The organism is Streptomyces sp. NPDC085932, from assembly GCF_044540525.1.
GTDB classification, from domain to species: domain Bacteria; phylum Actinomycetota; class Actinomycetes; order Streptomycetales; family Streptomycetaceae; genus Streptomyces; species Streptomyces levis.
Map to the genome: position 1 here is coordinate 840,527 of NZ_JBITSJ010000003.1, position 25,189 is coordinate 865,715.

The following is a 25,189-nucleotide window of genomic DNA, read 5'->3' on the forward strand; positions in this document are numbered from 1 at the left end:
GGGCGGGAAACGTTCAGCTGCCGGGGGCGCCCTGGGCCACCAGTTGCCCGCCGCCCGCACCGCCCTCCGGGCCGAGGTCGATGAGCCAGTCGGAGGCCCGGATGACGTCGGTGTTGTGCTCGATGGTGATGACCGAGTGCCCGGCGTCGACGAGGCGCTGGAGGACGTCGAGGAGACGGGCGGTGTCGGCGGAGTGCAGGCCCGTCGTGGGTTCGTCGAGGAGGTACAGGGCGCGGCCGGTCGTGCGCCGGCCCAGTTCCCTGGCGAGTTTCAGGCGCTGGGCCTCACCGCCGGAGAGGGTGGTGGCGGGCTGGCCGAGCGGGAGGTAGCCGAGGCCGACGTCGGCCATGCGGCGCAGCCGGGCGGCGACCGCCGGGACGTCCGCGAACACGGTCAGCGCCTCGTCCACCGTCGCTGCGAGCACCTCGGCGATGTCGTGTCCCTCGTGGCGCACGGTCAGCACCTCCGGCCGGAAGCGGCGGCCCTTGCACGTGGGGCAGCGCACCTCCACGGCGGGGAGGAAGTGCATGCGGACGGTGAGGACGCCCGCGCCCTCGCAGCGTTCGCAGCGGCCCCCGGGCACGTTGAAGGAGAAGTGCCCGGCGGTGAACGCCCCCCGGCTGCGGGCGGCGAAGACCTCGCGGATCGGGGTGAAGACGTCCGAGTAGGTGGCCGCGTTGGAGCGTGGGACGCGGCTGATCGGCTCCTGGTCGATGAGGACGGCCTTGGACAGGTGCTCCCAGCCGTCGATGCCGTCGTGTTCGGCGGGCAGCTCGCCCGCCCGGTCGAAGTGGCGGCGGGCGGCCCGGCCGAGGATGTCCAGCAGCAGCGTCGACTTGCCGGAGCCGGACGGGCCGGTGACCGTCACCAGGCGGCGCAGCGGGATCCGTACGGTGAGGTCCTTGAGGTTGTGGGCCCGGGCCCCGCGGACGACCACGGCCGTGTCGCCGTCGCCGCGGGCGCGTGAGCGGGGGGCGGGGAGCCGGCCCGACAGATACGCGCCGGTCACCGAGCCCTCGGTGCGGGCGACCTCCTCCGGCGTGCCGGCCGCGACGATCCGGCCGCCGTCCCGGCCCGCGCCCGGGCCGACGTCGATCACGTGGTCCGCGGCGCGCAGCACCCCCAGGTCGTGCTCGATGACCAGCACGGTGTTGCCGAGGTCGCGCAGGCGGCGCAGGACGCCGATCAGGCGGGCGGTGTCGGAGGGGTGCAGGCCGATGGTCGGCTCGTCGAGGACGTAGAGGACGCCGGTGAGTCCGGAGCCGAGCAGGGCGGCCAGCCGCAGCCGCTGCGTCTCCCCGGCGGAGAGGCTGGGCGTGGCCTGGCCGAGGGTGAGATAGCCGACACCGACGTCGACCAGGCGCCGCACCCGCTCCTCCAGATCGGCGACGACCGGTTCGACGAGCAGCCACTCGTCCCCGGCGGACCGCTCGCGCAGCCCGGCGAGCCAGCTGCCGAGGTCGGTCAGCGGGAGCTGCGCGGCCTCCACGATGGTCAGGCCGTGCACGGTCACCGCCCGGCTCTCCGCACGCAGCCGGGTGCCGGCGCACTCCGCGCAGGGCTGCTTCACCAGGCCCTGCCGCTCGGCCCGTTCGCGGTACTCGGGGTCGTCGGCGCGCTCCTCGTAGCGGCGCAGCAGGGCCGTGGCGACTCCTTCGAAACGGCCCGCCGAGACGGTCCTCGGCGGCTCGGTGCCGGGGAAGTGCCTCCGGAACGCGGGGCTTTCGACGCCGTGGAGCAGCAGGTCCCGCTGGACGGCGTCGAGTTCGTCGACCGGCCGGTCCGGGTCGAAGGCGAGGCCGTAGTGGGCGGCGGCGGCGCGCAGCACCGGCAGGGCCCACTCGGTGTACTTGGCGTTCCAGCCCCGTACCGCCCCGTCGGCGACCGACCGGCCGCCGTCGACGAGGCGCTGCACGTCGGGGCGGATGACCTCGCCCAGGCCGGTGCAGGCCGGGCAGGCGCCCGCGGGCTTGTTGAACGAGAAGGAACCCATGACGAGTTCGGGCACGAGCGTGCCGCAGTGCGGGCAGGGCCGCTGCTCGGCCTCGGCGTCCTCGTCGGGCTCGGTGCCGTCGGCGTAGGAGGGCGGGATGCTCTGCCCGCAGTCCGGGCACGGCCGGACGCCGATGCGCGACCACAGCAGACGCAGGTAGGTGAAGACCTCGGTGACCGTGCCGACCGTGGAGCGGGGGCTGCGGTTGGTGTGGTGCTGGTCGACGCTGATGGACGGGGACAGACCGGTGATCGAGTCGACGGCGGGTTTGCTCACGAAGCCGGTGACCATGCCCAGCGACTCCAGGTACTGCCGCTGGCCCTCCTGGTGGAGGGTGTCGAAGGCGAGGGTGGACTTGCCGGATCCGGACAGACCGGTCATGACGATCAGCTTGCTCTTCGGCAGGGAGAGGGAGACGTTCTTGAGGTTGTTCAGCCGCGCACCGGTGACATGAATGCAGGGGTCAATGCAGGGGTCCATTCCTTCAAGTCTTCCATTGAAGTCCGTTGTTGAGACTTTGGCCGTGCGCACGCACCTCTTCCTGCCCTAACCTTCAAATCGATGTCGAACGACCGCCGCCTCCGCCCCGTCGACCTGGCCCGCCTGGCCGGTGTCTCGACGCAGCAGATCCGCAACTACGAGGACGCCGGGGTGCTCCCTCCGGCGGCACGGACCGCGTCCGGCTACCGCGTCTTCGGGGACGTGCACCGCCGCGCGCTGCTGGCGTACCGGACGATGCTCCGGGGCTACGGCCCGATGACGGCGACGGCGATCATGCGCGCGGTCCACGACGGGGACGTCCCGGGCGCGCTCGCCCGGGTCGACGCCGCGCACGCGGCGCTGCACGAGGAGCGGGTGTCCCTGCGGGCGGCGAGCGAGGCCCTGGAACTGCTGGCCCTGGAGCCCCCGGCCGCCCTCCCCCGCTCCGGCGGCCTGCGCATCGGCGAGGTGGCCGCTCTGCTGGGCGTCCGCCAGTCCGCCCTCCGCGTCTGGGAGACCGCCGGCCTGCTCACCCCGTCCCGCGAACGCGCCACGGGCTACCGCACGTACGAGCCGCCGGACGTCCGCGACGCCCGCCTGGTCCACACCCTGCGCCGCAGCCACTACCTCTTCACCCAGATCAAACCGATCCTGGACGACCTGCGCCGCGAGGGCAGCACGGAGGCCCTGCGAGCAGCGATCACCACCCGCACCGAAACCCTGACGACTCGCACCCGAGGGATGATCAGGGGTGCGGGGGCGTTGCACGCCTACCTGGAGGGCTCGGCCGGCTCCGGCGCCGTCAGCTCTCCCAGTGAGGGCTCGTGAGGGCCGCCCCGAAGTAGCCCTTCACCTCGCCCACGGTGATGCCGGCGCTCTTGCCGCACAGGTTGACCGAGCCGTTCAGCACAGGTCCGGACGCCGAGCCACGGGCGACCCACGCGCAGCCGTCGGAGTTCTCGGTCGGCGCACCGACGACCGTCTCGGCCTTGCCGTCCTTGGTGAGGTCGGCGAGGTGGACGGCGGTACCGAACCAGTCGCCGGTCTCCGCGGCGCCGGGGACCCCTGCCGTGTTCTGGGTGTAGGCGACTGCCTTGGCCGTGGTCAGGCCTGACGCGGAGCCGCGCAGCAGGACGGCGGTGCCCGCGGAGGCGAGGGAGCCGACGGCCTCCTCGGGGGAACCGACCAGGACATCGGCGTACCTGTCGCCGTCGGTGTCACCGACGCTCAGGGACCGGCCGAACCGGTCGCCCCACTCCGCAGTCCCGGGAACGCCCGGCGTGTCCTGGTGGAAGACCTTCGGCTTCTGCGCGGGAGTGATGCCCTGGGGGCCGCCGTGGAGGACCTGGATCTCACCGCCGCGGTGTGCGGCGGGGGTGAAGCCGTTGGCGACGGAGTCGTCGGCCGGGATGCCGGTGACCAGGTCGCCGTATCCGTCGCCGTTGACGTCGCCGACCTGCCCGGCGTAGCCGTCGGCGTACGGCAGGTCGATGCCCCGGTTGACGGACGTGTCCTCCGGGTCGGGGGCTCCGGTGTCGAGGGTCACCGGTCCGCGGACGTCGTCGTCGCTCGGACCGGCCAGGTAGAAGCGCTCGGCCCTGCCGTCGCCGTTCACGTCGCCCATGACCACACCACGAACGTTCTGCCGCCATTCCAGGTAGCGCTCGGCGGCCTGCCCGGTGCGGCTGAAGGGGCCGCTGTAGGAAGCGACGGCACAGAGGTCCGAGGCGACGCCGAGCTCGGGGGCCCCGTCACCGTTCATGTCACCGGCGGCGAGCGACAAGCCGAACCCGCAGGAGGACGTGTACTCGTCATAGCCGGCCGGAGGGGAGATGTTCGCGCCGCCCTTCAGCCCGTTCGGCCCGCCCCACACCACGGTCACCGAGCCCCGTGACTCGGCACCGTCCACGTCCTCGTCCGGGGCGCCGATGATCAGGTCCGCGTAGCCGTCGCGGTCCAGGTCGGCGCTGGCCACCGTGGCCCCGAAGTGGTCGAACTCCTCGGCGGTGCCGGGGACGCCGGTGGTCGACTGGGTGATGACCGTCCTGCGGGCGGTGCTCACCGAGGAGGCGGAGCCGTACAGCACGACGACCGAACCGGCCGCCTGTACCGTGCCGTTGGTGGCACTCGGAGCCCCGACGGCCAGATCGCGATAGCCGTCACCGTTGAAATCGTCCTGCACGGCGGCCGTGTTCGCCCCCTTGTAGGGCGCGGCGGCGGACGAGGCCACCGGTGTGAGGGTGACAGCGGCGGAAGCGGTGAGCACGGCGACCGCCGTGACTGCTCTGCGCAACGGGACTCCTTGTCTTGAACAACAGGCGCCCCCATGACGCGTGAGGCGTGCGCAAGGTTGTACGGCCGGGGTCAGACGGCTGCGGTGGGGCGCGGTTCTCCGTGGAAGACCTGGCGGGCGTGCCAGTCGCGGTGCTCGGCTGCGACAGGGCTCGTGCCCGGCTGCGGACCGATCAGTGGTCGGCCCGCGAGGGCGGTGACGTGCCGGCGGGCGGCGTCGCTGTGACCGACGAAGCGCTGCGAGACCAGGATGCGGTGATCGTCCCCCACGCCGAGGACGCCCTTGTCGAAGAGCTTGTGGTGCAGCGAGCACAGGCACAGCCCGTTCTCGATCTCGTCGGGTCCGCCGAACGCCCACCACCGCACGTGGGCGGCTTCGAGGCCGACCGGTACCGCGCCGATCCTGCCGTCGTATCCGCAGAAGGCGCACCGGTATTCGTAGGCGGTCAGGACGAGTTCCCTCATCCGCGGGTCCCGCCGCCTGCGCACCGCCGCGAGCAGCTCGGCCTCCGCCGGTTCCAGGTCGAGGCCGACGGCTTCGCACAGTTCCCCGTGCAGGGAGGGCGGGAAGTGCAGATCGAGCAGCAGACGCGCGATCCTGCCGAGCAGGTCGGGTTCGCGCCGCAGAGCCGCTTGCAGCTCCGGGGCGAGCCGCCCGGTGGCACCCGACTCGCGAAGATCACGTATCCCGCTGCCGGGACTGCCGGGTCCGCGGTCCGTCCGCACTTCCCAGACGCCGTCGCTGGTGAGGTGGTGGAAGGGGTAGGCCGGAGTCGTCTTGTGAGGCGGTCCGTACTCGGTGAGCAGCCGCTGCAGGTCCTGCTCCACCGCGGTGTATCGCAGCCCGCGATCGGCGTCCTCCTGAAACCGGCCGAGGGCGTAGAGCAGCAGCAGCGGCTTGTGCGGAGCCCGGATCCCGTTCCTCGCCCACTGCCGCAACGCCGCCATCCGCTCCAGCCAGTCCATGAAGGCTGATCGTAGATGGCATTGCTCGGTGCGCTTGCGGTATGCATTCAAAGGTATATACCGTCGATTGCATGACGGAACGGTGGGAGATCGAGACGAGAACTGCGCTTCGAGTTGGGCGGCGAAGCCGTGCGCATCCCGTACTGGCTCGCGCCGGGACGGCGGATCGTGCTGCTGACGGTCTTCCGCAAGACGAGGATGCGTGAAGCGGCGGAAGTCGAGCGCGCGCACCACGCCCAGAAGGTCTGCGAGGCCGAGCACGGCCCTGCTCAGCACACGCACGAGCGCCGCAAGGAGAGTTGATGCATCACAGCGCATGGCGGACGCGTCGGGCCCGGCAGCTTGCGGGTGAGGCGGTGGAGTACGACCAGGAGTACGTCGACGCGCGACTGGCCGGTGATCTCGGGCAGGCGGTCTATGACCGCCGGATCGAGCTGGGGCTGTCCCAGGCAGAGCTGGCGGAGCGGGCCGGGATGACCCAGCCCCAGGTCTCCCGGATGGAGGGCGGCGACACCGTGCCGACCCTCCCGCTGCTGCGGCGCTTGGCCAAGGCGCTGGACGGCACGCTGAGCCTGACGATCGACGAAGGTGACTCGCGTGTCACCTTCACGCCGCACGCCGCCTGAGTCGTCGGCGGGAGGGCCCGGTCGTAACCCGAAGGGCGCCTGCGACGGACCGTGGGTGCCCTTCGGGAGCGCGGCTCAGGGCCAGACCAGGCAGTACGGCTGGTGCCCCGCCTCGTGCAGGCGGTGGCTGAAGTCCTGCCATTCGTGGAGGAGTTGGTAGACGTTGAACGCGTCTCGCGGGCCGCCGCGGTCCGGGACCGTCGACCAGATGAAGGCCGCCGCTCCGACCGCCTCCTCGCCGATGCCGCGCAGCGGGTCGACGACCGTCATGGGGAGTTTGACGACCGCGTAGTCGGGGTGCAGGACGACCAGCTCCAGCGGCGGGACCTTGTGCAGCGGCACGCCCTCGATGCCCGTCAGGACCATCGCCGCCATGGTCTCCGGCTTGATCTTCGTGAACATGCCGTTCATGCCGAGCTCGTCGCCGCCGAGTTCCTCGGGACGCATCGAGATCGGGACGCGGGCCGCGGTGGCGCCGTCGGGCGCGCCGAAGTACTTGTACGTCACCCCCACCCGACCACCATTCCCGCTCCCGGCCCGAAGATCGTCCACTCGGCGTTCAGTACGTCCGTCGAGGCGCTCCGGTTCACTCGGCCGACCCGATGCCTGCCGTGTCTCCTGCGTGTCCTCCGCTTCGCGCCGGTGCCTTCCCCGCCGGGCACGTCGAGGACCCAGGTCATCGGTCCCCTCGCCCAGTCCGCCACCGCGATGCATATCTCCACCCGACTGCTTTTCCAGAACGCGTCGCCCCCGCCGCGCAACCCGATCATCGTGTCAGTGACCTCCCCCACGGCCGCCCGCCGAAACGTGCGCTGAAACATCTGTCCGCAGGATCTTCGCAGCCTCCGACCAGCGTGGGGCCGGTCGAGCTGTGTGTATCAGGTCCCAGTCTCGCAGACGACGGGGGCCCGGGGTCCGGTTGTCCCACGCCCTCGCCCGCGGCCCCCTGGCCTACCCTGAACAGGTCACTGGCACCCGGAGCCCGACTACGTCGGAGAAGGTCGGAGAAGTCGCAGGTCATGAGCGAACTGGCATATCCGTATGAAGCACCGGCCTCGCAGGCTCTGTTCGACCGCGCGGCGGCCGTCACGCCCGGCGGCGTGAACTCCCCGGTCCGGGCCTTCCGGGCCGTCGGCGGCACCCCGCGGTTCATGGTGTCCGGGACGGGCCCGTATCTGACGGACGCGGACGGCCGGGAGTACGTGGACCTCGTCTGTTCCTGGGGCCCCATGATCCTCGGGCACGCGCACCCCGAGGTGATCGCGGCCGTGCAGGACGCCGTCGCCCGGGGCACCTCCTTCGGCACGCCCGGTGAGGGCGAGGTCGCGCTCGCCGAGGAGATGGTCGCCCGGGTCGCGCCGCTGGAGCAGGTGCGGCTGGTCTCCAGCGGGACCGAGGCGACCATGTCCGCGATCCGGCTCGCACGGGGGTTCACGCAGCGGACGAAGGTGGTCAAGTTCGCCGGCTGCTACCACGGCCACGTCGACTCGCTGCTCGCCGCGGCCGGCAGCGGCGTCGCCACCTTCGCGCTGCCCGACACCCCGGGCGTCACCGGCGCCCAGGCCGGCGACACCATCGTGCTGCCCTACAACGACCTCGACGCCGTCCGCGAGGCCTTCCGGGCGCACCCCGGCGAGATCGCCTGCGTGATCACCGAGGCCTCCCCGGGCAACATGGGCGTCGTCCCGCCCGCCGAGGGGTTCAACCAGGGCCTGAAGGACATCTGCTCCGACAACGGCGCCCTCTACATCTCCGACGAGGTCATGACCGGTTTCCGGACCAGCCGCGCCGGGTGGTTCGGCATCGACGGCGTGGTCCCGGACCTGATGACCTTCGGCAAGGTGATGGGCGGCGGCTTCCCGGCCGCGGCCTTCGGCGGACGCGCGGACGTGATGGCGCACCTCGCCCCGGCCGGGCCCGTCTACCAGGCCGGCACGCTCTCCGGGAACCCGGTCGCCACCGCCGCCGGCCTCGCCCAGCTGCGGCTCCTCGACGACGCCGCGTACGCGAAGGTCGACGCCGTGTCGAAGGAGATCCAGGGCCTGGTCACCGAGGCCCTGGCCAAGGAGGGCGTCGCGCACCGGCTGCAGACCGCCTCCAACATGTTCTCCGTGTTCTTCACCGACCGGCCCGTGCGCAATTACGAGGACGCCAAGGCGCAGGAGTCCTTCCGCTTCACCGCGTTCTTCCACTCCCTGCTCGCGAACGGCGTCTACCTGCCGCCGTCGTCGTTCGAGTCCTGGTTCGTGTCCACCGCGCACGACGAGCGGGCCCTGCAGAAGATCGCCGACGCCCTCCCGGCGGCGGCCCGTGCGGCGGCGGAGGCGACGGCATGAGCGACGCGACGAACCCCGGCAGCGACAAGAGCGGTACGAACGGCAGGAGCAGCAGCAAGAGCGACCAGGACGTCACCGTCGTCCATCTCATGCGGCACGGCGAGGTCGCCAACCCGGACGGCATCCTCTACGGCCGGCTGCCCGGCTACCACCTCTCCGACCTGGGCCGCCGCATGGCCGACCGGGTCGCCGAGCACCTGGCCCCGCGGGACGTGACGTACGTCGTCGCCTCGCCGCTGGAGCGCGCGCAGGAGACGGCCGAGCCGATCGCCAAGGCGCACGGGCTGGATCTCGACACGGACGAGCGGCTGATCGAGGCCGAGAACATCTTCCAGGGCAAGACCTTCGGTGTCGGGGACGGGGCGCTGCGCAAGCCCGGCAACTGGCGGCACCTGGTCAACCCGTTCCGGCCGTCCTGGGGCGAGCCGTACGTGGACCAGGTCGTGCGCATGATGAGCGCGCTGGGCGCGGCGAAGGACAAGGCCCGCGGCCACGAGGCAGTGGTGGTCAGCCACCAGCTGCCCATCTGGATCGTGCGGTCCTACGTCGAGCGGCGGCGGCTGTGGCACGACCCGCGCAAGCGGCAGTGCACGCTCGCCTCGCTGACGACCTTCACGTACCAGGGCGACCGGATCGTCTCCGTCGGCTACAGCGAACCGGCCCGCGATCTCGTCCCGGCGCATCTCCTCGCGGGTGCGAAGCCGGTGAAGGGCAAGGACAAGGCGTTCGGCGCCTAGGCGGTCTCCCAAGGGTTGCCTGCCCCGGACGGGCTCTGGCCCTTTCCGATCGCTTCTGGCTCTTTCGTTACGGAATCTGCAAATTTGGGCGGAACCTCCCCGGCCATCACGTCCTCTGACTGGGTGACCACCAGAGAACGTGACGGATCGGGGAAGCCATGCGCCCTTACTCCCGCAGGGGAATGCTCTCAATCGGCGCGGGAGCCGCCGCCGCTGTCTCGCTCGCCGGGTGCGCCGGCCTCACGGGGTCGGACGATGCGAGCCACGCCGACGGTTCCGGCGGCGACACCGGCAAGGGCGGGTCCGACGCCGCGCCCAAGCCCACCGCCCGCCCGATCGGCGACGGTTCCACCGCCTACACCGGCAAGCAGCCCCACCAGCCCGCGAAGCCCGAACCGCTTCAGCCGGGCCAGGCACCCCCGCAGTTCGTCGTGTTCTCCTGGGACGGCGCCGGCGAGGTCGGCAACGGCCTCTTCCCGCGCTTCCTCGACCTGGCCAAGGAACACGGCGCGAGCATGACCTTCTTCCTGTCCGGGCTGTACCTGCTGCCCGAGTCGAAGAAGCGCCTCTACGACCCGCCGAACAACCCGCGCGGCGCCTCCGACATCGGCTACCTCACCGACGCGCACATCAAGGACACGCTGAAGAACATCCGCCGCGCGTGGCTGGAGGGCCACGAGATCGGCACGCACTTCAACGGCCACTTCTGCGGCGAGTCCCACGGCTCGGTCAAGAACTGGACGCCCCGGCAGTGGCGCAGCGAGATCGACCAGGCGAAGTCCTTCGTGAAGGAGTGGCGCACCAACACCGGCTGGACGGACCTGCCGGCCCTGCCGTTCGACTACGACAAGGAGCTCGTCGGCGGTCGCACCCCCTGCCTGCTCGGCCAGGACAACCTGCTGCCCACCGCCCGCGAGCTGGGCTGGCGCTACGACGCCTCCTCCCCGGGCGGGCGCCAGGTGTGGCCCGTGAAGCGGCAGGGCATCTGGGACCTGCCGCTGCAGCAGATACCTTTCCCCGGCCGCCGCTTCGAGGTCCTCTCGATGGACTACAACATGCTGGCCAACCAGTCCCTGAACTCCACCAAGGCGCCCGCGCACAACTACCCGGGCTGGCGCGAGCAGTCGGCCCAGGCGTACATCCAGGGATTCAAGCGGGCATACAAGACAAACCGGGCACCCCTCTTCATCGGCAACCACTTCGAGCAGTGGAACGGCGGCATCTACATGGACGCCGTCGAGGAGGCCTTCAAGCACATCGCGCGCGAGAAGGACAAGGGCGGCGATGTGCGTCTCGTCTCTTTCCGGCAGTACGTGGACTGGATGGACGCGCAGCGGCCCGAGGTGCTGGCGAAGCTGCGGACCCTCGATGTCGGGCAGCAGCCGGCGGGCGGCTGGCGGGAGTTCCTGAAGGCGACTCCCGAGGGATCGGGTGCGCCCTCCTCGAACGCCGCCTGAAATGCGGTTTTCCGCCCGCAAGGGGGGTGGGCGAGATCCCCGGAACGGACATGCGAAACTTTTCACATGAGTGCCGCCAGCCGCGCCCCCCAGTGCTCGAACCGCACCCGTAGCCGCGCCGCCCTGCTCGCCGCCGGTGCCGCGGCTGCGGCGCTGGTCCTGTCCGCGTGCAGCTCCGGCGGGACGTCGGGCGGGGGCGGTGACACCAACTTCGTCCTGGGCAAGGACGGCATCGCCACGGCGGACAAGGGCGAGCGCGCCGACGCCCCGGACCTGTCCGGCAAGACCGTCGACGGCAAGCAGCTGGACGTCGACGACTTCAAGGGCAAGGTCGTCGTCGTCAACGTCTGGGGCTCGTGGTGCCCGCCCTGCCGCGCCGAGGCCCCCGGCTTCCAGAAGGTCTCCGAGGACCTGAAGGACCAGGGCGTCCAGTTCGTCGGCATCAACACCCGCGACACCAGCACCGGCCCGGCCCTCGCCTTCGAGAAGACCTACGGGGTGACGTACCCGAGCCTGTACGACCCGACGGGCAAGCTGATGCTCCGCTTCGAGCGCGGCACGCTCAACCCGCAGGCCATCCCCTCCACGCTCGTCTTCGACCGGGACGGCAAGATCGCCGCCCGCTCGCTCCAGGCGCTGAGCGAGGAGAAGCTGCGCAAGATGATCGCCCCGGTCCTCGCGGAGAAGTGACGTGACCTCCGCAGTCACCACGCTCGCGGCGACGGGCTACAACGGCACGGTGCTCAACGGCGCCCTGCTGGCGGCCCTGCCCATCGCGCTGCTCGGCGGACTGGTTTCCTTCTTCTCCCCCTGCGTCCTGCCGCTCGTCCCCGGCTACCTCTCCTACGTGACCGGCGTCACCGGCACCGACCTGGCCGAGGCCCGGCGCGGCCGGATGGTCGCCGGCGCCTCCCTGTTCGTGCTCGGCTTCACCGCCGTGTTCGTCTCCTCCGGGGCGCTGTTCGGCTACTTCGGCGACACGCTCCAGGCCAACCGGGGCGTGCTCTCCAAGGTCCTGGGCGGGCTCATGATCCTCATGGGCGTGTTCTTCATGGGGCTGATGCCCTGGATGACCCAGCGCGAGTTCCGCTTCCACAAGCGGCCGGTGACCGGTCTGGTCGGGGCGCCGCTGCTGGGCGCGCTGTTCGGCATCGGCTGGACGCCCTGCATCGGCCCCACGCTCGCCTCCGTGCTGGCGCTCTCCTCCAACCAGGGCAGCGCGGGCCGCGGCGCCATACTGACGGTGGCGTACTGCCTCGGCCTCGGTGTGCCGTTCGTGCTCGCCGCGGTCGCCTTCCGCAAGGCGCTGGGCGCCTTCGACTGGGTCAAGCGCCACTACGTCTGGGTGATGCGCATCGGCGGCAGCATGATGATCATCACCGGTCTGCTGCTGCTGACCGGCGCCTGGGACGTCATCGTGCAGGACATGCAGTCCTGGTCCAACGGCTTCACTGTGGGGATCTGATCGATGAGCAAGACCGGCACCACCGACCCGGCCCCCGCCGGCGGCTCCGAGGACACCGACCTCGGCGACGCCGGAGCCCAGCTGTCCACCGCCCCCAAGGAGGAGGCGCCCACCCTGCCGTCCCTGGGCGTCATCGGCTGGGCCCGCTGGTTCTGGCGGCAGCTGACCTCCATGCGGGTCGCGCTGCTGCTGCTGTTGCTGCTCTCCCTGGGCGCGATCCCCGGCTCGCTGATCCCGCAGACCGGCATCGACGCCACCAAGGTCGCCGAGTTCCGCAAGAACAACCCCACCCTCGGCGACGTCTACGACAAGCTCGGGCTGTTCCACGTCTACAGCTCGGTGTGGTTCTCCGCGATCTACATCCTGCTGTTCGTCTCGCTCATCGGCTGCATCGTGCCCCGCACGTGGCAGTTCGTCGGCCAGCTGCGCGGCCGCCCGCCGGGCGCGCCCAGGCGGCTGACCCGGCTGCCCGCCCACACCACGTGGCGCACCACGGCCGAGCCCGAGCAGGTCCGCGAGGCCGCGCTGGCCCTGCTGAAGAAGCGCCGCTTCCGCGCGCACCTCGCCGGTGACGCGGTCGCCGCCGAGAAGGGCTATCTGCGCGAGGTCGGCAACCTCGTCTTCCACCTCGCCCTGATCGTGATGCTGATCGCCTTCGCCTGGGGCCAGTTGTTCAAGGCGGAGGGCTTCAAGCTGGTCGTCGAGGGCGACGGCTTCTCCAACACCCTCACGCAGTACGACGACTTCAAGTCCGGCAACCTCTTCACCCAGGACGACCTGAACCCCTTCAGCTTCCGCCTGAAGGACTTCACGGGCACCTACGAGATGAGCGGCCCCAACCGGGGCACCCCGCGCACGTACCAGGCGACCGTCGACTACAGCGAAGGCGCCTACGGCAAGGACCGGCACAAGACCATCAAGGTCAACGAGCCGCTCACCATCGGCGACACCAAGGTCTACCTCGCCGCCCACGGCTACGCCCCGGTCGTCACCGTCCGCGACGGCAAGGGGGACGTCGTCTACCGCGACGCGGTGCCGCTGCTGCCGCTGGACGGCTTCGCGACCTCCTCCGGCGCCGTCAAGGTCATGGACGGCTACCGCAACGCCAAGGGCGAGAAGGAACAGCTCGGCTTCCAGGCCTTCTTCGTGCCCACCTACAACGGCGGTGCGATGGTCTCCCAGTTCCCGGCGCTGATGAGCCCGGTGCTCGCGCTGAACGCGTACCACGGCGACCTGGGCGTCGACTCGGGCCTGCCGCAGAGCGTGTACCAGCTCGACAAGAAGAACATGAAGGAGTTCAAGGACTCCGAGGGCAAGCTGCTGAAGAAGCTGCTCAGGCCCGGCCAGACCATGCAGCTGCCCGACGGTGCCGGCTCGATCACCTTCGAGAAGGACATCAAGGAGTGGGCGCAGTTCCAGATCACCCAGCAGCCCGCCAGCGGCTGGGCCCTGGGCGGCGCCGTCGCCGCGATCTTCGGCCTGGCCGGCTCGCTGTTCATCCAGCGCCGCCGCGTCTGGGTCCGCGCGGTGCGGGGCGCCGACGGCGTCACCGTCGTCGAGATGGCCGGCCTCGGCCGCAGCGAGTCCGCGAAGGTCCCCGAGGAGCTCGGAGACCTCGCCGGGACCCTGTACGACCAGGCGCCCGCCGCGCCCGACCCCGCAGATTCCCCCGACCCCGACCAGGAGCCGGGCACCACGACCCCCGTACCTGCCGAAGGGGCTGAGAAGCAGTGACGCTCGCCGCCGCGACCAACGAGAACCTGGCCAACCTCAGCAATACGCTGATCTACTCCGCGATGGCCGTCTACACCCTGGCCTTCTTCGCGTACATCGCCGAATGGCTCTTCGGCAGCCGCAGCAAGGTCGCCCGCACCGCGGCCGCGCTCACGGCGAAGCCCGAGGCGAAGAAGGCGCCCGCCGTCACCGTCAACCAGGCGGGCGGCACCGCCGTGCTGGAGCGGCCGAAGGTCACCGTGCGGGCCGCGGCCGGCCAGCGGGACGTGCCGGACGGCCCGGGAGCGCACGGCGGTGACGCGCAGGGCGACCTGTACGGCCGCATCGCCATCTCCCTCACCGTGCTCGCGTTCCTGCTGGAGCTGGGCGGCGTCATCGCCCGCGCGGCCTCGGTGGAGCGGGCGCCGTGGGGCAACATGTACGAGTTCAACATCACGTTCTCCACGGTCGCCGTCGGCGTGTACCTCGGGCTGCTGGCGCTGAAGAAGAACATCCGCTGGCTCGGCCTGTTCCTGACCACCACCGTCCTGCTCGACCTGGGCCTCGCGGTCACCGTCCTGTACACGGAGAGCGACCAGCTGGTCCCGGCGCTGCACTCGTACTGGCTGTACATCCACGTCTCCACCGCGATCTTCTGCGGCGCGGTCTTCTACGTGGGCGCGGTCGGCACGATCCTGTACCTGTTCAAGGACTCCTACGAGAACAAGCTGGCGAGCGGCGGCCGTCCCGGCACCTTCGCGACCTCGGTCCTGGAGCGGCTGCCCTCCGCCGCCTCCCTCGACAAGTTCTCCTACCGCGTCAACGCCGCCGTCTTCCCGCTGTGGACGTTCACGATCATCGCGGGCGCCATCTGGGCGGGCGATGCCTGGGGCCGCTACTGGGGCTGGGACCCCAAGGAGACCTGGTCCTTCATCACCTGGGTCGCCTACGCCGGTTACCTGCACGCCCGCGCCACGGCCGGCTGGAAGGGCCGCAAGGCCGCCTACCTGGCCCTGCTCGCCTTCGCCTGCTGGCTGTTCAACTACTACGGCGTGAACATGTTCGTCTCCGGCCTGCACTCGTACGCGGGCGTGTAGCGCGGGGACTCCGCCGGCGTCTCACCGCCTGGTGTGGGGGGCGCGGTCCGCGACCGACAGGATGATGTCGCGCAGCCGGTCGGCGTACAGCCGCAGGTTCTTGTGCGCGACGTCGGTGTCGGGAAGGCGGGCCGCGAACCACAGCCCCTCGTGCAGCCGGGTGACCCACGCGCAGACCTGGTCGCCGTAGGACACCCGGATCAGCCCGTAGGCGTTGCGCTCGGTCCAGTTCGTGGAGTCCGGGATCGCGCGGGTGTCGGTGTACGACACGATCGAGTACATGTCCGGGGAGGTCGGCCGGAAGTCCGCGCCGAGCAGCCGCAGCACCCGGGCGAGCGGCATGCGGGCCAGCGGCCGGGCCGCGTGCAGCGCGTTGCGCACGGTCGTCAGCGCGGCGGGGAAGTCGGGCGTGCGGGCCACGGGCACCTCGATCGGCGCGCCGCCGACGTACCAGCCCACGGAGTCCGAGTACGCCGACCTCGCCCGGGTGTGGAAGGGCACCACGGTGCGGTAGACGGACTCGCCGCCGATCTCGTGGACGATCAGGGCGGTCGCCGCCAGCAGGCCGACCAGGGTGCCGCCGCAGGGGCGGCAGTACGCCTCGAACGCGGCGGCCGCGTCCGCGTCCACGAGCATCTCGCGCATCAGCTTCTGGGTGGGCAGCGCGTCGCCGGGCTCCAGGCCGAGGTCGACGGGGAAGCTCGGCAGCCGTCCGTCGCAGCGCTGGATGAAGTCCCGCCAGCGGGCGACGATCTCGTGGTCGGCGTCGATCCGGTCCGCGTCCGCCCGCTCCGCCTCGCAGAAGTCGACGTAGCTGCTGACCGGGGCCTGGTCGGGGGTGCGGCCGCTGCGGTGGGCGGAGTACAGCTCGTGGATCTCGGCCGGGATGCGGTAGATCGAGAACGCGTCCACGTTGCTGTGGTCGAAGGCCATGTACACGCTGGTGCTGTCGTCCCGGACGACCGCCGTGTAGATGAGGTTGGGCCAGCGCAGGGCGTCCGCGGTGGTGTCGAAGCGGTCCTGGAGGTGCTGGGCGAGGGCCGCGGGGTCGGTGAAGTCGCCGACGTCCTCGCGGTGCAGGGACACGGAGTCCGCGTCGAGCGTGAAGCGGCGGATGGAGTCGCCGGGCCCGCCCGCCCAGCGGAAACCGCTGCGCAGCGTCTCGTGCCGCAGCGTCCAGCCGCGCAGCGCCGCGCCCAGCGCGTCGAGGTCGGCCCGGCCGGGCAGGTCGAAGGCGGCTCCGATCCAGGTCGGCACGAACAGGCCGTCCTCCCGCACCGAACGGGCCGTCCTCAGGTGGGACTCCTGGATGTAGGCGGGCGGCCGGGAGTCCTCCGGCAGCGCCTTCGCCGTCGCGACGGTCGCCGGACTGAGCGTCCATTCGACGAGTCGTCCAGGCCGGACCTCGCAGCGCTGGATATCAGACATTCGCACAGGGCGTCTCCGTTCGCAGTTGGGACAGACCCGATCAACTCAATGGCGAGCCGGCTGCCGGACACACGGCCTGGGGCCGTATTTCAGGGGAACGGATGGCATCTCGAACGACGATCCGAGACCACGCCGCCGCCCCCGGTTGACGCCTGTCCGGTACACGCCCCCGGGCGGTGGCGAGCGTGTACTGTCCGTGCGGCTCGCGCCCTTTCGACACCCTTGGGGGTTTCATGCGCCGTCACGCGGACTCGGTCGAATCGATGGAGCAACTCGCGCTGGTCTGGCGGGCCATGGTGCTCGACCGTGACCCGCGCTCGGACGTCCGCGACCTGCCGGGGATCGCCGTGCGGTGGGCCGACTGCCGGTTCGCGTTCTGGAACTGCCTCACGCTGACGGACGTCGGCGCCGACGCCGGGCTGACGAAGCAGCGGCTCGACGAGGCGGCACGGGTGATGCGCGCCAAGGAGCGGCCCGGGTTCCTGTGGGTCTTCGAGGACCTCCTCGACGAGCCGGCCCGTGCCGGACTCGACGAGGCCGCCGACGCCGCCGGGCTCGCGTACGCCTTCCCGGGCACCGGCATGGCCGCCGACCTGCCGTCCCTGCCCGAACCGGCCCATCCCGACCTGACGTTCGCCCGCGTCACCGACGACGAGGGGCTGCGGGCCTACGCGGACCTCAACTCACGGGCCTACGGCTTCCCGCCGGAGGACGGCCGCGACGGCCTCGCCGGCTCCGCCCTCTGGAAGCGCGAGGTGCACGCCTACCTCGGCCTGCGCGACGGCGTCCCCGTCACCTGCGCCGCCACCGTGGCGGCCCAAGGGCGCCTTTTCGTCATCCTCGTGGCCACCGACCCGGCCTGGGAACGCCGCGGCTACGGGGAGGCCGTGACCCGCAAGGCCCTCCACGAGGGTTTCCGGGCCACCGGCCTGACCCGCGCCACCCTGCACGCCACGGCGGCGGGCGCCCCGGTGTACCCCCGCATCGGCTTCGAGCCGAACTCACCGATCCGGTTCTACGGGCTCAGGGGGTAGCGGCCGGCCCGTACCGGGCCGCTCACTTCGTCCCCACCGTCCGCAGCACCCCCACCACCAGCGCCCGGGCCACCGCCACCGTCTCCCGCAGTGACACCCGCTCCCCCGCGCTGTGCGCCACCTGGATGTCGCCCGGACCGAACTGCAGCGTGGGGATGCCGGCGGCGGTGTACAGGCGCAGGTCGCTGCCGTAGGTCGCGCCGCGTTCGCGCAGGGCGGGGCCGCCGGCCGTGTCGGACCAGGCGCCGCGCAGGACGCCGGGCAGGGGGTGGCCGTCGGGCAGGCGGCCGGGGGCGAACTGGCCGCCGGGCCAGGTCACGGCCGGGGGGTGGTCGCGCAGCCACGGGTCGGCCGCGCAGGCCTCGGTCACGCACTCCTCCAGGGCGCGGCGCGCGTCGGCCGGGTCCTCGTCGAGGCGCACGCCGAGCCGGCCCTCGGCGACCAGCAGGTCGGGGACGCTGCTCGCCCAGTCCCCGGAGCGCACCGTGCCGACGGACAGGGCGTAGGGGATGGGGTATTCGGCCAGCAGCGGGTCGGGGCCGGCGTTGCGTACGGTCTCCAGGCGGGCCAGGGCCCGGTGCAACGGCAGGTACGCGTCGATCGCGCTCACGCCCCGCTCGCGGGAACTGGCGTGGGCGGCCCGGCCCGGCACGGTGACGCGGAAGGTCAGGGCGCCGGCGTTGGCGGTGATCAGGGTGCCCGCGGTGGGTTCGGCGATGACGCAGGCGTCGCCGCGGTGGCCGCGTCGCAGGGTGCCGAAGGCGCCGAGGCCGCCGTCCTCCTCGCCGACGACGAAGTGCGCGGCGACCCGGCCGCGCAGGCGGATCCCGGCCGCGCGGATCGCGCCCAGCGCGGCGAGGTGCGCGGCGATGCCGGCCTTCATGTCGCAGGCGCCGCGCCCGTGCACGACGTCCCCGGTCACCCGGGGCACGAACGGGTCGCCGTCCCAGGCGCTGCGGTCGCCGGGCGGGACGACGTCGACGTGGCCCTGGAGGATGAGGGTGGGCCCGTCGCCGCCGTCGGGTGTGGTGCCGACCAGGCCCCATGCCTCGTCGCGGGGCGCCTCCGTGCCCGGGAAGTCCGGGTGGGCCCGCAGGGCGGGCAGGTCCATCGACCACAGGTCGGTCTCCAGGCCCAGCCACTCCAGCCGGCCCGCCAGTTGGTGCTGCAGCTCCGATTCCGCGGCGCTGCCGGTCACGCTGGGCACGGCTATGAGCTCCTGGAGGGTCCGCGCCAGGGCCGCCTCGTCGATCTCCGCCAGGGCGGCGGCCTCCTCGTCACTCAGCACGCTGCCGGTCCTCCCCTCGCCCGGGCCGCGACGCTCACGGCCCCGCCCCGGATATCTGCTCAGCCGGGGCCCTCCATGAACACCCGTGCGGGGAAACGGCCGTGCGGCCGGCGAGGGCCCGGCGGCCGTGGCGGAGTGGTGGAGGTCAGGCTTCCGGGATGCCGCCGCCGACCGTGAAGCCGATCACCGTTCCGCCTCCGTCCCTGCGCAGGGCGAACGGCGCGCCTCCGTGCGCGAGGGCCACCTCCCGCACGATGGACAGGCCCAGGCCGGAACCCGGCAGGGAACGGGCGTCGGCGGCGCGGTAGAAGCGGTCGAAGACGCGGTCCAGGTCGCCGTCGGCGATGCCGGGGCCCCGGTCGAGGACCTCGACGCGGATCGCGCCGGGCCGGGCGGGCCCGGCGACGACGATCTCGATGGGGGCCGTGCCGCCCTGGTCGAACTTGACGGCGTTCTCGACGAGGTTGGACAGCGCCCGGGTCAGCATCCCGGGCCGCCCGTCGGTCGTGGTGTCGCCGGCGGCGCGCAGCAGGATCCGCCGGCCGCTGCGGCGCCGGGCGAGGGCCGCGACCTCCTCCGCGAGGTCGGCGAGGTCCACCCTGCGCGGCGGTTCGCTGTCGGACTGCCCGGCCGCGAGGTCGACGAGCTCGTTGACCAGGTCGGTCAGCTCACGGGCCTCCTGCCCGAGGTCGGCGACCAGTTCCTCGCGGGTGGCGGGCGGGAGTTCGTCGATGCGGCGCAGCAGGGAGATGTTGGTGCGCAGGGAGGTCAGCGGCGTCCGCAGCTCGTGGCCTGCGTCCTGGACCAGGCGGCGCTGGTCCTCCTCGGACTGGGCGAGCCGGCCCAGCATGCGGTCGAAGGCCCGGCCCAGCCGCCCGACCTCGTCGTGTCCGGCCACGGGCACCTGGATGCCGAGGCGGCGGGTGCGGGCGACGTCCTCGGCGGCGTCGGTGAGGACGACCAGCCGGCGGGTGATCCGCCTCGCCAGCCACCAGCCGAACAGCCCGGCGCCGAGCACCACCGCGGCCACCAGCACGAGCGTGCGCCGCTGCAGTGCCCGCAGCAGGTCCTCGACATCGCTGAACTCCTGCGCGACCTGCACGGCCCCCCGGCCGTCGCCGAGGGAGACGGTCGCGACGCGGTAGACGTCGTCGCCGACGTCGACGTCCTTGTGCTGCACCACCCGGCCGGAGTCGGCCGCCGCGGCGATCCGTACGTCGGCCCGGACGACCGGCAGCCCCGGGCTGCCCGGGTCGACGATCCGCCCGTCCGGGCCCAGCACCTGCACGTCCGTGCGGGCGGGCCGCACCAGGTCGTGGCCCGGCGAGGCGGAGGAGAAGTCGCCGGGCGTCATCCGGTTCTCGCTGACCTCGTCCCGCAGGTCCTGCACGACCTCGTCGAAGACGGTCTGCTGGTCGACCCGCACCAGCCGCGCGGCCGCGCTGTAGGACAGGATGCCGACCAGGATCGTCACGGCCGCCGTCACCGCCGCGAACGACACCGCGAAGGTGGTGCGCAGCGAGACCAGCTTCGGCCGGCGTCCGGCCGGCAGCCGGCCCGGGCGGCCGGGGCGGCGCACTCAGTCCTCCCGCAGCACGTAACCCACGCCGCGCACCGTGTGGATCAGCTGCGGCGCGTCCGGCTCGTCGAGCTTGCGGCGCAGATAGCCGACGTAGACGGCGAGGTTCTTCGAGCCGGGACCGAAGTCGTAGCCCCAGATGCGGTCGTAGATCATGGAGTGGTCCAGGACGATGCCCGCGTTGCGGACCAGCAGTTCGAGCAGTTCGAACTCGGTGCGGGTCAGCTCCAGCTCGCGCGCGCCCCGCCAGGCGCGGCGGGCCTGCGGGTCCATGCGGATGCCGGCGGCCTCGACGAACCGCTCGGGCACCGGCCGGGGTGCCTCGGCGGGCGCGGGGGCGCTCACGGCGGCGACCGGGCTGGTGCGGCGCAGCAGGGCCCGCAGCCGGGCGAAGACCTCCTCCACGTCGAAGGGCTTCACCACGTAGTCGTCGGCGCCCGCGTCCAGCCCCGCGATCCGGTCGGCGGTCTCCACGAGCGCCGTCAGCATCAGCACCGGCGTGCGGTCGCCCTCGGCGCGCAGCACCCGGCACACCTGGAGGCCGTCGATGCCGGGCATCATCACGTCCAGGACGAGGACGTCCGGGCGGTGGCGGTGGGCCTGCGCCAGTGCCTCGACTCCGTCGGCGACGGCCATGACCTGGTAGCCCTCCAGGGTCAGGGCGCGCTCCAGGGCGTTGCGGATGGCGCGGTCGTCTTCGGCGAGCAGCACGGTGTGGGGCACGCGTCCAGTGTGCCCCGCCGCCGGGCCGGCGGGGCCGGATGAGCTGCGCCGGGGCGTCCTTCTTACTGCCCTCTCACCAGGGGACACGGCGCCCCGGGCGGGGTGCCCGCCGGTGCCCGCCGTGTCCTCACCGCCGGGTTCCGGCGAGGCGGGTGGCGTGCGTCGGGGCGTCCGGCACGTGCGCCGGGCGGCCGACGGCGAACTCCTTGCGCAGCACCGGTACGACCTCCTCGCCCAGCAGGTCGATCTGCTCCAGCACGGTCTTCAGGGGCAGCCCGGCGTGGTCGATCAGGAACAGCTGGCGCTGGTAGTCGCCGGCGTAGTCGCGGAAGGCCAGCGTCTTCTCGATCACCTGCTGCGGCGAGCCGACGGTCAGCGGCGTCTGGTCCATGAAGTCCTCCAGCGAGGGCCCGTGCCCGTAGACGGGTGCGACGTCGAAGTACGGGCGGAACTCGCGCACCGCGTCCTGCGCGTTCCGGCGCATGAACACGTGCCCGCCGAGCCCGACGATCGCCTGCTCGGGCGTGCCGTGGCCGTGGTGCGCGTAGCGCTCCCGGTACAGCTCGACCATGCGCCTGGTGTGGTCGGCCGGCCAGAAGATGTTGTTGTGGAAGAAGCCGTCGCCGTAGAAGGCGGCCTGCTCGGCGATCTCCGGGGAGCGGATCGAGCCGTGCCAGACGAACGGCGGCACGCCGTCCAGCGGGCGGGGCGTGGAGGTGAAGCCCTGCAGCGGGGTGCGGAACGTCCCCTCCCAGTCCACGACGTCCTCGCGCCACAGCCGCCGCAGCAGGGCGTAGTTCTCCAGGGCGAGGTTGATGCCCTGGCGGATGTCCTGCCCGAACCAGGGGTAGACCGGCCCGGTGTTGCCGCGGCCCATCATCAGGTCCACCCGGCCGTCGGCCAGGTGCTGGAGCATCGCGTAGTCCTCGGCGATCTTCACCGGGTCGTTGGTGGTGATGAGGGTGGTGGCCGTGGACAGGATCAGGCGCTCGGTACGGGCGGCGATGTAGCCGAGCATCGTGGTCGGGGAGGACGGCACGAACGGCGGGTTGTGGTGCTCCCCCGTCGCGAAGACGTCCAGGCCCACCTCCTCGGCCTTCAGCGCGATCGCGACCATGGCCTTGATCCGCTCGCGCTCGGTCGGCGTCCGGCCGGTGGTCGGGTCGGGGGTGACGTCCCCGACGCTGAAGATCCCGAACTGCATGGTCGCTCACCCTCCAGGTTGTTTACTGTTCAACCATACCTGGAGAGCGCCGTCACACCCCGGATTGTTCCCAGGCCGGATTCCTGCCCGTGCGCGCCAGCAGCCGCTCGAACGCCGACGCGCCCTCGGCCTCGGGCACCGGCTCCCCGAAGACGCCCATCCTCCGGGCCGTCGGCGCCAGCTCGTCCACCGCGCCGGCCAGCTCCGCCACCACCGCCTCGTCGGCACCCGGGTCGTCCTGGCCCGTCGCCCGCGCCAGGTCCCACACGTGCACCGTCAGATCGAGCAGTGCCATCGAGCCGACCAGCCGCGCCGGCATGCCCATCCCGCCGGTCGTGCCCTGCTCGGCACCGGGCGCCGACCAGGCCGCCACCAGCCGCTCCGCCTCCCGCGCCAGCCGCTCGCGCCAGTCGGGGCCCGCGGAGACCACGTCGGCCGGCTCACCGAAGTCCGCCGCCTCCTTCACGGCCAGCCGCTGGAACTGCACGATCACCTGGAACAGGTGATTGACCAGGGCCTTCACGTCGTACTCGGCACAGGGTGTGCGAGCCGTGAGCACCCCGTCCCCGATGCCCCGCACCACCGGCACCGCCCGCTCCCGGGCCAGCTCCAGCAGTTCACCGATTCCGTACGTCCGCACGTGGTTCGTGTCCATGCCCCGACCGTAGAAAGGACCGGGGCCGCCCTTCTTGAAGAAACGCGACGTACGATCCGGCCATGGAGGCACCCCGTCGCGACACCCGCGGGATCGTCGACCCGTCCGGGCTGCTCAGCCGCGTGCGGTTCCGCCGCCACGAGCCCGCCGAGCCGCTGCGCCGGTACGTCGAGTGGTACTGGCTGATCGACTGGGACCTGCCCGCGCCCTACGCCTCGCACATCGTCCCGCACCCGTCCGTCAACCTGACCTTCCAGTGGGACGAGGACGAAGGACCGCCCTACGCCGAGGTCACCGGCGTCGCCCTCGGGCTCTACACCAGGAAACTGACCGGCCGGGGCCGGGTCTGCGGGGTGAAGTTCCACCCGGGCGGCTTCCGGCCCTACACGCCCGGGGCACCGGCGACCCGGTGGACGGGCCGCGCCCTGCCCGCCCGCGAGGTGTTCCCGCAGATCACCGACGACACGATCCGCGCGATCGTCACCGGCGCCGGCGACCGCGCCCGGGTGGCCGCCCTCGACGCCTTCCTGCTCTCCCTGCCCTGCGCCCCCGACCCCCAGGCCGACCTCGCGATCGACCTGGTCCGGCGGATCCGCGCCGACCGCACCGTGCGCCGCGTCAGCGACTTCGCCCGCGCGCAGGGCCTGTCCGTACGGGCACTGCAACGGCTCTTCGCGGCCCAGGTCGGCGTCAGCCCCAAGTGGATCCTCCTCCGCTACCGCATCCACGAGGCCCTGGAACAGGCCGGCACCCGCACCGACGTCGACTGGGCCACCCTCGCCGCCGACCTCGGCTACGCCGACCAGGCCCACCTGGTCCGCGACTTCACGGCGACGGTGGGAGTCCCCCCGACGGCCTACGCGGCGGAGGCGACCACAACACGCTGACGGCCCCGACGGACCCGACCGACCCGGCCCCTTCCCCCAGCCTTCTGACCACCGCACTCCCCGCCCGCTCGGCGGCGACTCCGGTGGGGACCGGGAGGCGACCCGCCTCTCCACCAGCCTTGCGACGCCCCGCACGCCCATGCTCCGCATGCCCCACGCCCACCGCCCCCGACCGCTCGGCGGCGCCCCGCGCCGCCCCCGCCCCCGCCCCCGGCGGCAGGGGCCGTGCTGCGCGCCGTGCGCTCAGGGCACCAGCACCAGGCGTCCGCGCAGCCCGCCCTCGTCCAGCCGCGCATGCGCCTTCGCGGCGTCGTCCAGGGCGAACGTCTGCGCCACGCGCGTCTCCAGCACCCCCTCGTCGACCAGCCGCACCAGCTCCGCCAGTCGCGCCCCGTCCGCGCTCACCTCGACCGCACCGGTCCGCACCCCCCGCACCGAGGCCGGCTCGGCCTGCGGGATGACACCGAGGTACCGGCCCCCGTCGCGCACCCACGCCAGGGCCGGCTCACCGAGCACCGCGGCGTCCAGCACCGCGTCGAAGCCCCGGTCCGCGACCGTGTCACCCGTGGCATGCCCGGCCCCGAGGGACCGTACGAACCCCTCGTCCGCCGCCCGGGCCAGCCCGGTCACCGGTATGCCCCGGTGCGCGGCCAGCCGGACCGCGTACCCGCCGACCGCCCCCGCCGCCCCGGTCACCAGCAGCGACTGCCCCGGCTCCAGCTCCAGCAGGTCCAGGGCCTGCGCCGCGGTCAGCGCGTTCAGCGGCAGCGTCGCCGCGTGCACGGCGTCCACCGAGGCCGGCGCCGGCGCCACGGCGTCCGTGTCCACGACGACGTACTCGGCATGGGTGCCCAGCGGCTTGACCATGCCGTAGTCGAGCGCCACCACCTCGTCCCCGACTCGCCACGAGCCGGCCACGCCCACCGCGTCCACCCTCCCGGCGACGTCCCAGCCCAGCCCGATCCGCTTCCCCGCACCCCCGAAGACCCCGGCCCGCACCCCGGCGTCCACCGGGTTCAGCCCGGCCGCCGCCACCTTGATCCGCACCTGCCGGGCACCCGGCTCCGGCACCTCCGTCCGCACGACCTCCACGGCCTCCGGCCCACCGAACGCGTTCACCACGACCGCACGCACAGCGACTCCCCTTGACTGGTCGGTACCGGGATCTCCTCCCGGCCACTGACCGCAACCCTAGGAAGAGTTACTATCCAGCAGTAAGTAGTTACCTG

The 25,189-nt window shown here is 72.3% G+C and carries 22 protein-coding genes and 1 pseudogene; 12 read left to right on the plus strand and 11 right to left on the minus strand.

Annotated elements, in window-relative coordinates:
- Positions 1–13: 13 nt before the first annotated feature.
- Positions 14–2,473, minus strand: a complete 2,460-nt coding sequence (uvrA, locus tag ACIGAQ_RS19945) for an excinuclease ABC subunit UvrA (RefSeq protein WP_399784467.1) — start codon at positions 2,471–2,473, stop codon at positions 14–16.
- 81 nt (positions 2,474–2,554) lie between these two features.
- Here uvrA and ACIGAQ_RS19950 point away from each other — a divergent pair, with 81 nt between their 5' ends.
- Positions 2,555–3,301 carry a MerR family transcriptional regulator gene (locus tag ACIGAQ_RS19950; protein ID WP_399784470.1) on the plus strand — a complete coding sequence of 249 codons (747 nt, stop codon included), beginning with the start codon at positions 2,555–2,557 and terminating at the stop codon, positions 3,299–3,301.
- On the opposite strand, the gene ACIGAQ_RS19955 is transcribed toward ACIGAQ_RS19950, so the two are convergent.
- Both ACIGAQ_RS19955 and ACIGAQ_RS19960 read right to left on the minus strand, forming a co-directional pair.
- Positions 3,276–4,766 carry a hypothetical protein gene (locus ACIGAQ_RS19955; protein WP_399784473.1) on the minus strand — a complete coding sequence of 497 codons (1,491 nt, stop codon included), beginning with the start codon at positions 4,764–4,766 and terminating at the stop codon, positions 3,276–3,278. The two genes, ACIGAQ_RS19950 and ACIGAQ_RS19955, sit on opposite strands and share 26 nt — an antisense overlap.
- A gap of 71 nt (positions 4,767–4,837) precedes the next feature.
- Positions 4,838–5,731 (minus strand): phosphorothioated DNA-binding restriction endonuclease, encoded by an 894-nt coding sequence (locus tag ACIGAQ_RS19960; RefSeq protein ID WP_399784476.1) that lies wholly within the window; start codon positions 5,729–5,731, stop codon positions 4,838–4,840.
- 90 nt (positions 5,732–5,821) lie between these two features.
- Here ACIGAQ_RS19960 and ACIGAQ_RS19965 point away from each other — a divergent pair.
- A pseudogene (locus tag ACIGAQ_RS19965) lies at positions 5,822–6,034 on the plus strand (type II toxin-antitoxin system RelE/ParE family toxin); the annotation flags it as partial.
- Positions 6,034–6,357, plus strand: a complete 324-nt coding sequence (locus tag ACIGAQ_RS19970; RefSeq protein WP_399784479.1) for a helix-turn-helix domain-containing protein — start codon at positions 6,034–6,036, stop codon at positions 6,355–6,357. The pseudogene ACIGAQ_RS19965 and the gene ACIGAQ_RS19970, both read left to right, overlap by 1 nt.
- Positions 6,358–6,432: 75 nt before the next feature.
- On the opposite strand, the gene ACIGAQ_RS19975 is transcribed toward ACIGAQ_RS19970, so the two are convergent.
- Positions 6,433–6,870, minus strand: a complete 438-nt coding sequence (locus ACIGAQ_RS19975; RefSeq protein WP_003974483.1) for a hypothetical protein — start codon at positions 6,868–6,870, stop codon at positions 6,433–6,435.
- A 506-nt stretch (positions 6,871–7,376) separates the two neighbouring features.
- Between ACIGAQ_RS19975 and hemL the strand changes: the two genes are divergently transcribed.
- The 7 genes from hemL (at position 7,377) to ccsB (ending at position 15,162) form a co-directional block, all read left to right on the plus strand.
- The gene (gene hemL / locus ACIGAQ_RS19980; RefSeq protein ID WP_311688031.1) at positions 7,377–8,693 is read left to right on the plus strand and encodes a glutamate-1-semialdehyde 2,1-aminomutase; all 1,317 of its coding nucleotides are present in this window, start codon (positions 7,377–7,379) and stop codon (positions 8,691–8,693) included.
- Between the two features lie 89 nt (positions 8,694–8,782).
- A complete protein-coding gene (locus tag ACIGAQ_RS19985) occupies positions 8,783–9,430 on the plus strand; it encodes a histidine phosphatase family protein (protein ID WP_311688064.1) in 648 nt (215 codons plus the stop codon).
- Between the two features lie 158 nt (positions 9,431–9,588).
- Complete coding sequence (locus ACIGAQ_RS19990) at positions 9,589–10,887, plus strand: polysaccharide deacetylase family protein (protein ID WP_362276627.1); 1,299 nt, start codon at positions 9,589–9,591, stop codon at positions 10,885–10,887.
- Positions 10,888–10,953: 66 nt separating this feature from the next.
- A complete protein-coding gene (locus tag ACIGAQ_RS19995; protein ID WP_399784484.1) occupies positions 10,954–11,577 on the plus strand; it encodes a TlpA family protein disulfide reductase in 624 nt (207 codons plus the stop codon).
- Between the two features lies 1 nt (position 11,578).
- Positions 11,579–12,352, plus strand: a complete 774-nt coding sequence (locus ACIGAQ_RS20000) for a cytochrome c biogenesis CcdA family protein (protein ID WP_399784487.1) — start codon at positions 11,579–11,581, stop codon at positions 12,350–12,352.
- A 3-nt stretch (positions 12,353–12,355) separates the two neighbouring features.
- A complete protein-coding gene (locus ACIGAQ_RS20005; protein WP_311688028.1) occupies positions 12,356–14,086 on the plus strand; it encodes a cytochrome c biogenesis protein ResB in 1,731 nt (576 codons plus the stop codon).
- A complete protein-coding gene (ccsB, locus tag ACIGAQ_RS20010) occupies positions 14,083–15,162 on the plus strand; it encodes a c-type cytochrome biogenesis protein CcsB (RefSeq protein WP_311688027.1) in 1,080 nt (359 codons plus the stop codon). Before ACIGAQ_RS20005 ends, ccsB begins: the two co-directional genes overlap by 4 nt.
- A gap of 21 nt (positions 15,163–15,183) precedes the next feature.
- On the opposite strand, the gene ACIGAQ_RS20015 is transcribed toward ccsB, so the two are convergent.
- A complete protein-coding gene (locus ACIGAQ_RS20015; RefSeq protein ID WP_362276618.1) occupies positions 15,184–16,596 on the minus strand; it encodes a condensation domain-containing protein in 1,413 nt (470 codons plus the stop codon).
- A gap of 227 nt (positions 16,597–16,823) precedes the next feature.
- On the opposite strand from ACIGAQ_RS20015, the gene ACIGAQ_RS20020 reads away from it, so the two are divergent.
- A complete protein-coding gene (locus ACIGAQ_RS20020) occupies positions 16,824–17,624 on the plus strand; it encodes a GNAT family N-acetyltransferase (protein WP_399784491.1) in 801 nt (266 codons plus the stop codon).
- Positions 17,625–17,646: 22 nt separating this feature from the next.
- Here ACIGAQ_RS20020 and ACIGAQ_RS20025 read toward each other — a convergent pair whose 3' ends face one another.
- The 5 genes from ACIGAQ_RS20025 to ACIGAQ_RS20045 form a co-directional block, all read right to left on the minus strand.
- Positions 17,647–18,912, minus strand: a complete 1,266-nt coding sequence (locus ACIGAQ_RS20025) for an ArgE/DapE family deacylase (RefSeq protein ID WP_399784494.1) — start codon at positions 18,910–18,912, stop codon at positions 17,647–17,649.
- 145 nt (positions 18,913–19,057) lie between these two features.
- Positions 19,058–20,491: an ATP-binding protein gene (locus tag ACIGAQ_RS20030; protein ID WP_399784497.1), complete on the minus strand. Its 1,434-nt coding sequence runs from the start codon at positions 20,489–20,491 to the stop codon at positions 19,058–19,060.
- A complete protein-coding gene (locus ACIGAQ_RS20035; RefSeq protein WP_362276607.1) occupies positions 20,492–21,214 on the minus strand; it encodes a response regulator transcription factor in 723 nt (240 codons plus the stop codon).
- A gap of 127 nt (positions 21,215–21,341) precedes the next feature.
- Entirely contained in the window at positions 21,342–22,418 is a 1,077-nt protein-coding gene (locus ACIGAQ_RS20040; RefSeq protein ID WP_399784501.1) for an LLM class flavin-dependent oxidoreductase, read from the minus strand.
- A 52-nt stretch (positions 22,419–22,470) separates the two neighbouring features.
- Entirely contained in the window at positions 22,471–23,073 is a 603-nt protein-coding gene (locus ACIGAQ_RS20045) for a TIGR03086 family metal-binding protein (protein WP_399784504.1), read from the minus strand.
- A 62-nt stretch (positions 23,074–23,135) separates the two neighbouring features.
- Between ACIGAQ_RS20045 and ACIGAQ_RS20050 the strand changes: the two genes are divergently transcribed.
- The gene (locus ACIGAQ_RS20050; protein ID WP_399784507.1) at positions 23,136–23,960 is read left to right on the plus strand and encodes a DUF6597 domain-containing transcriptional factor; all 825 of its coding nucleotides are present in this window, start codon (positions 23,136–23,138) and stop codon (positions 23,958–23,960) included.
- A 243-nt stretch (positions 23,961–24,203) separates the two neighbouring features.
- On the opposite strand, the gene ACIGAQ_RS20055 is transcribed toward ACIGAQ_RS20050, so the two are convergent.
- A complete protein-coding gene (locus ACIGAQ_RS20055; RefSeq protein ID WP_399784510.1) occupies positions 24,204–25,094 on the minus strand; it encodes an NADP-dependent oxidoreductase in 891 nt (296 codons plus the stop codon).
- Positions 25,095–25,189 lie beyond the last annotated feature (95 nt).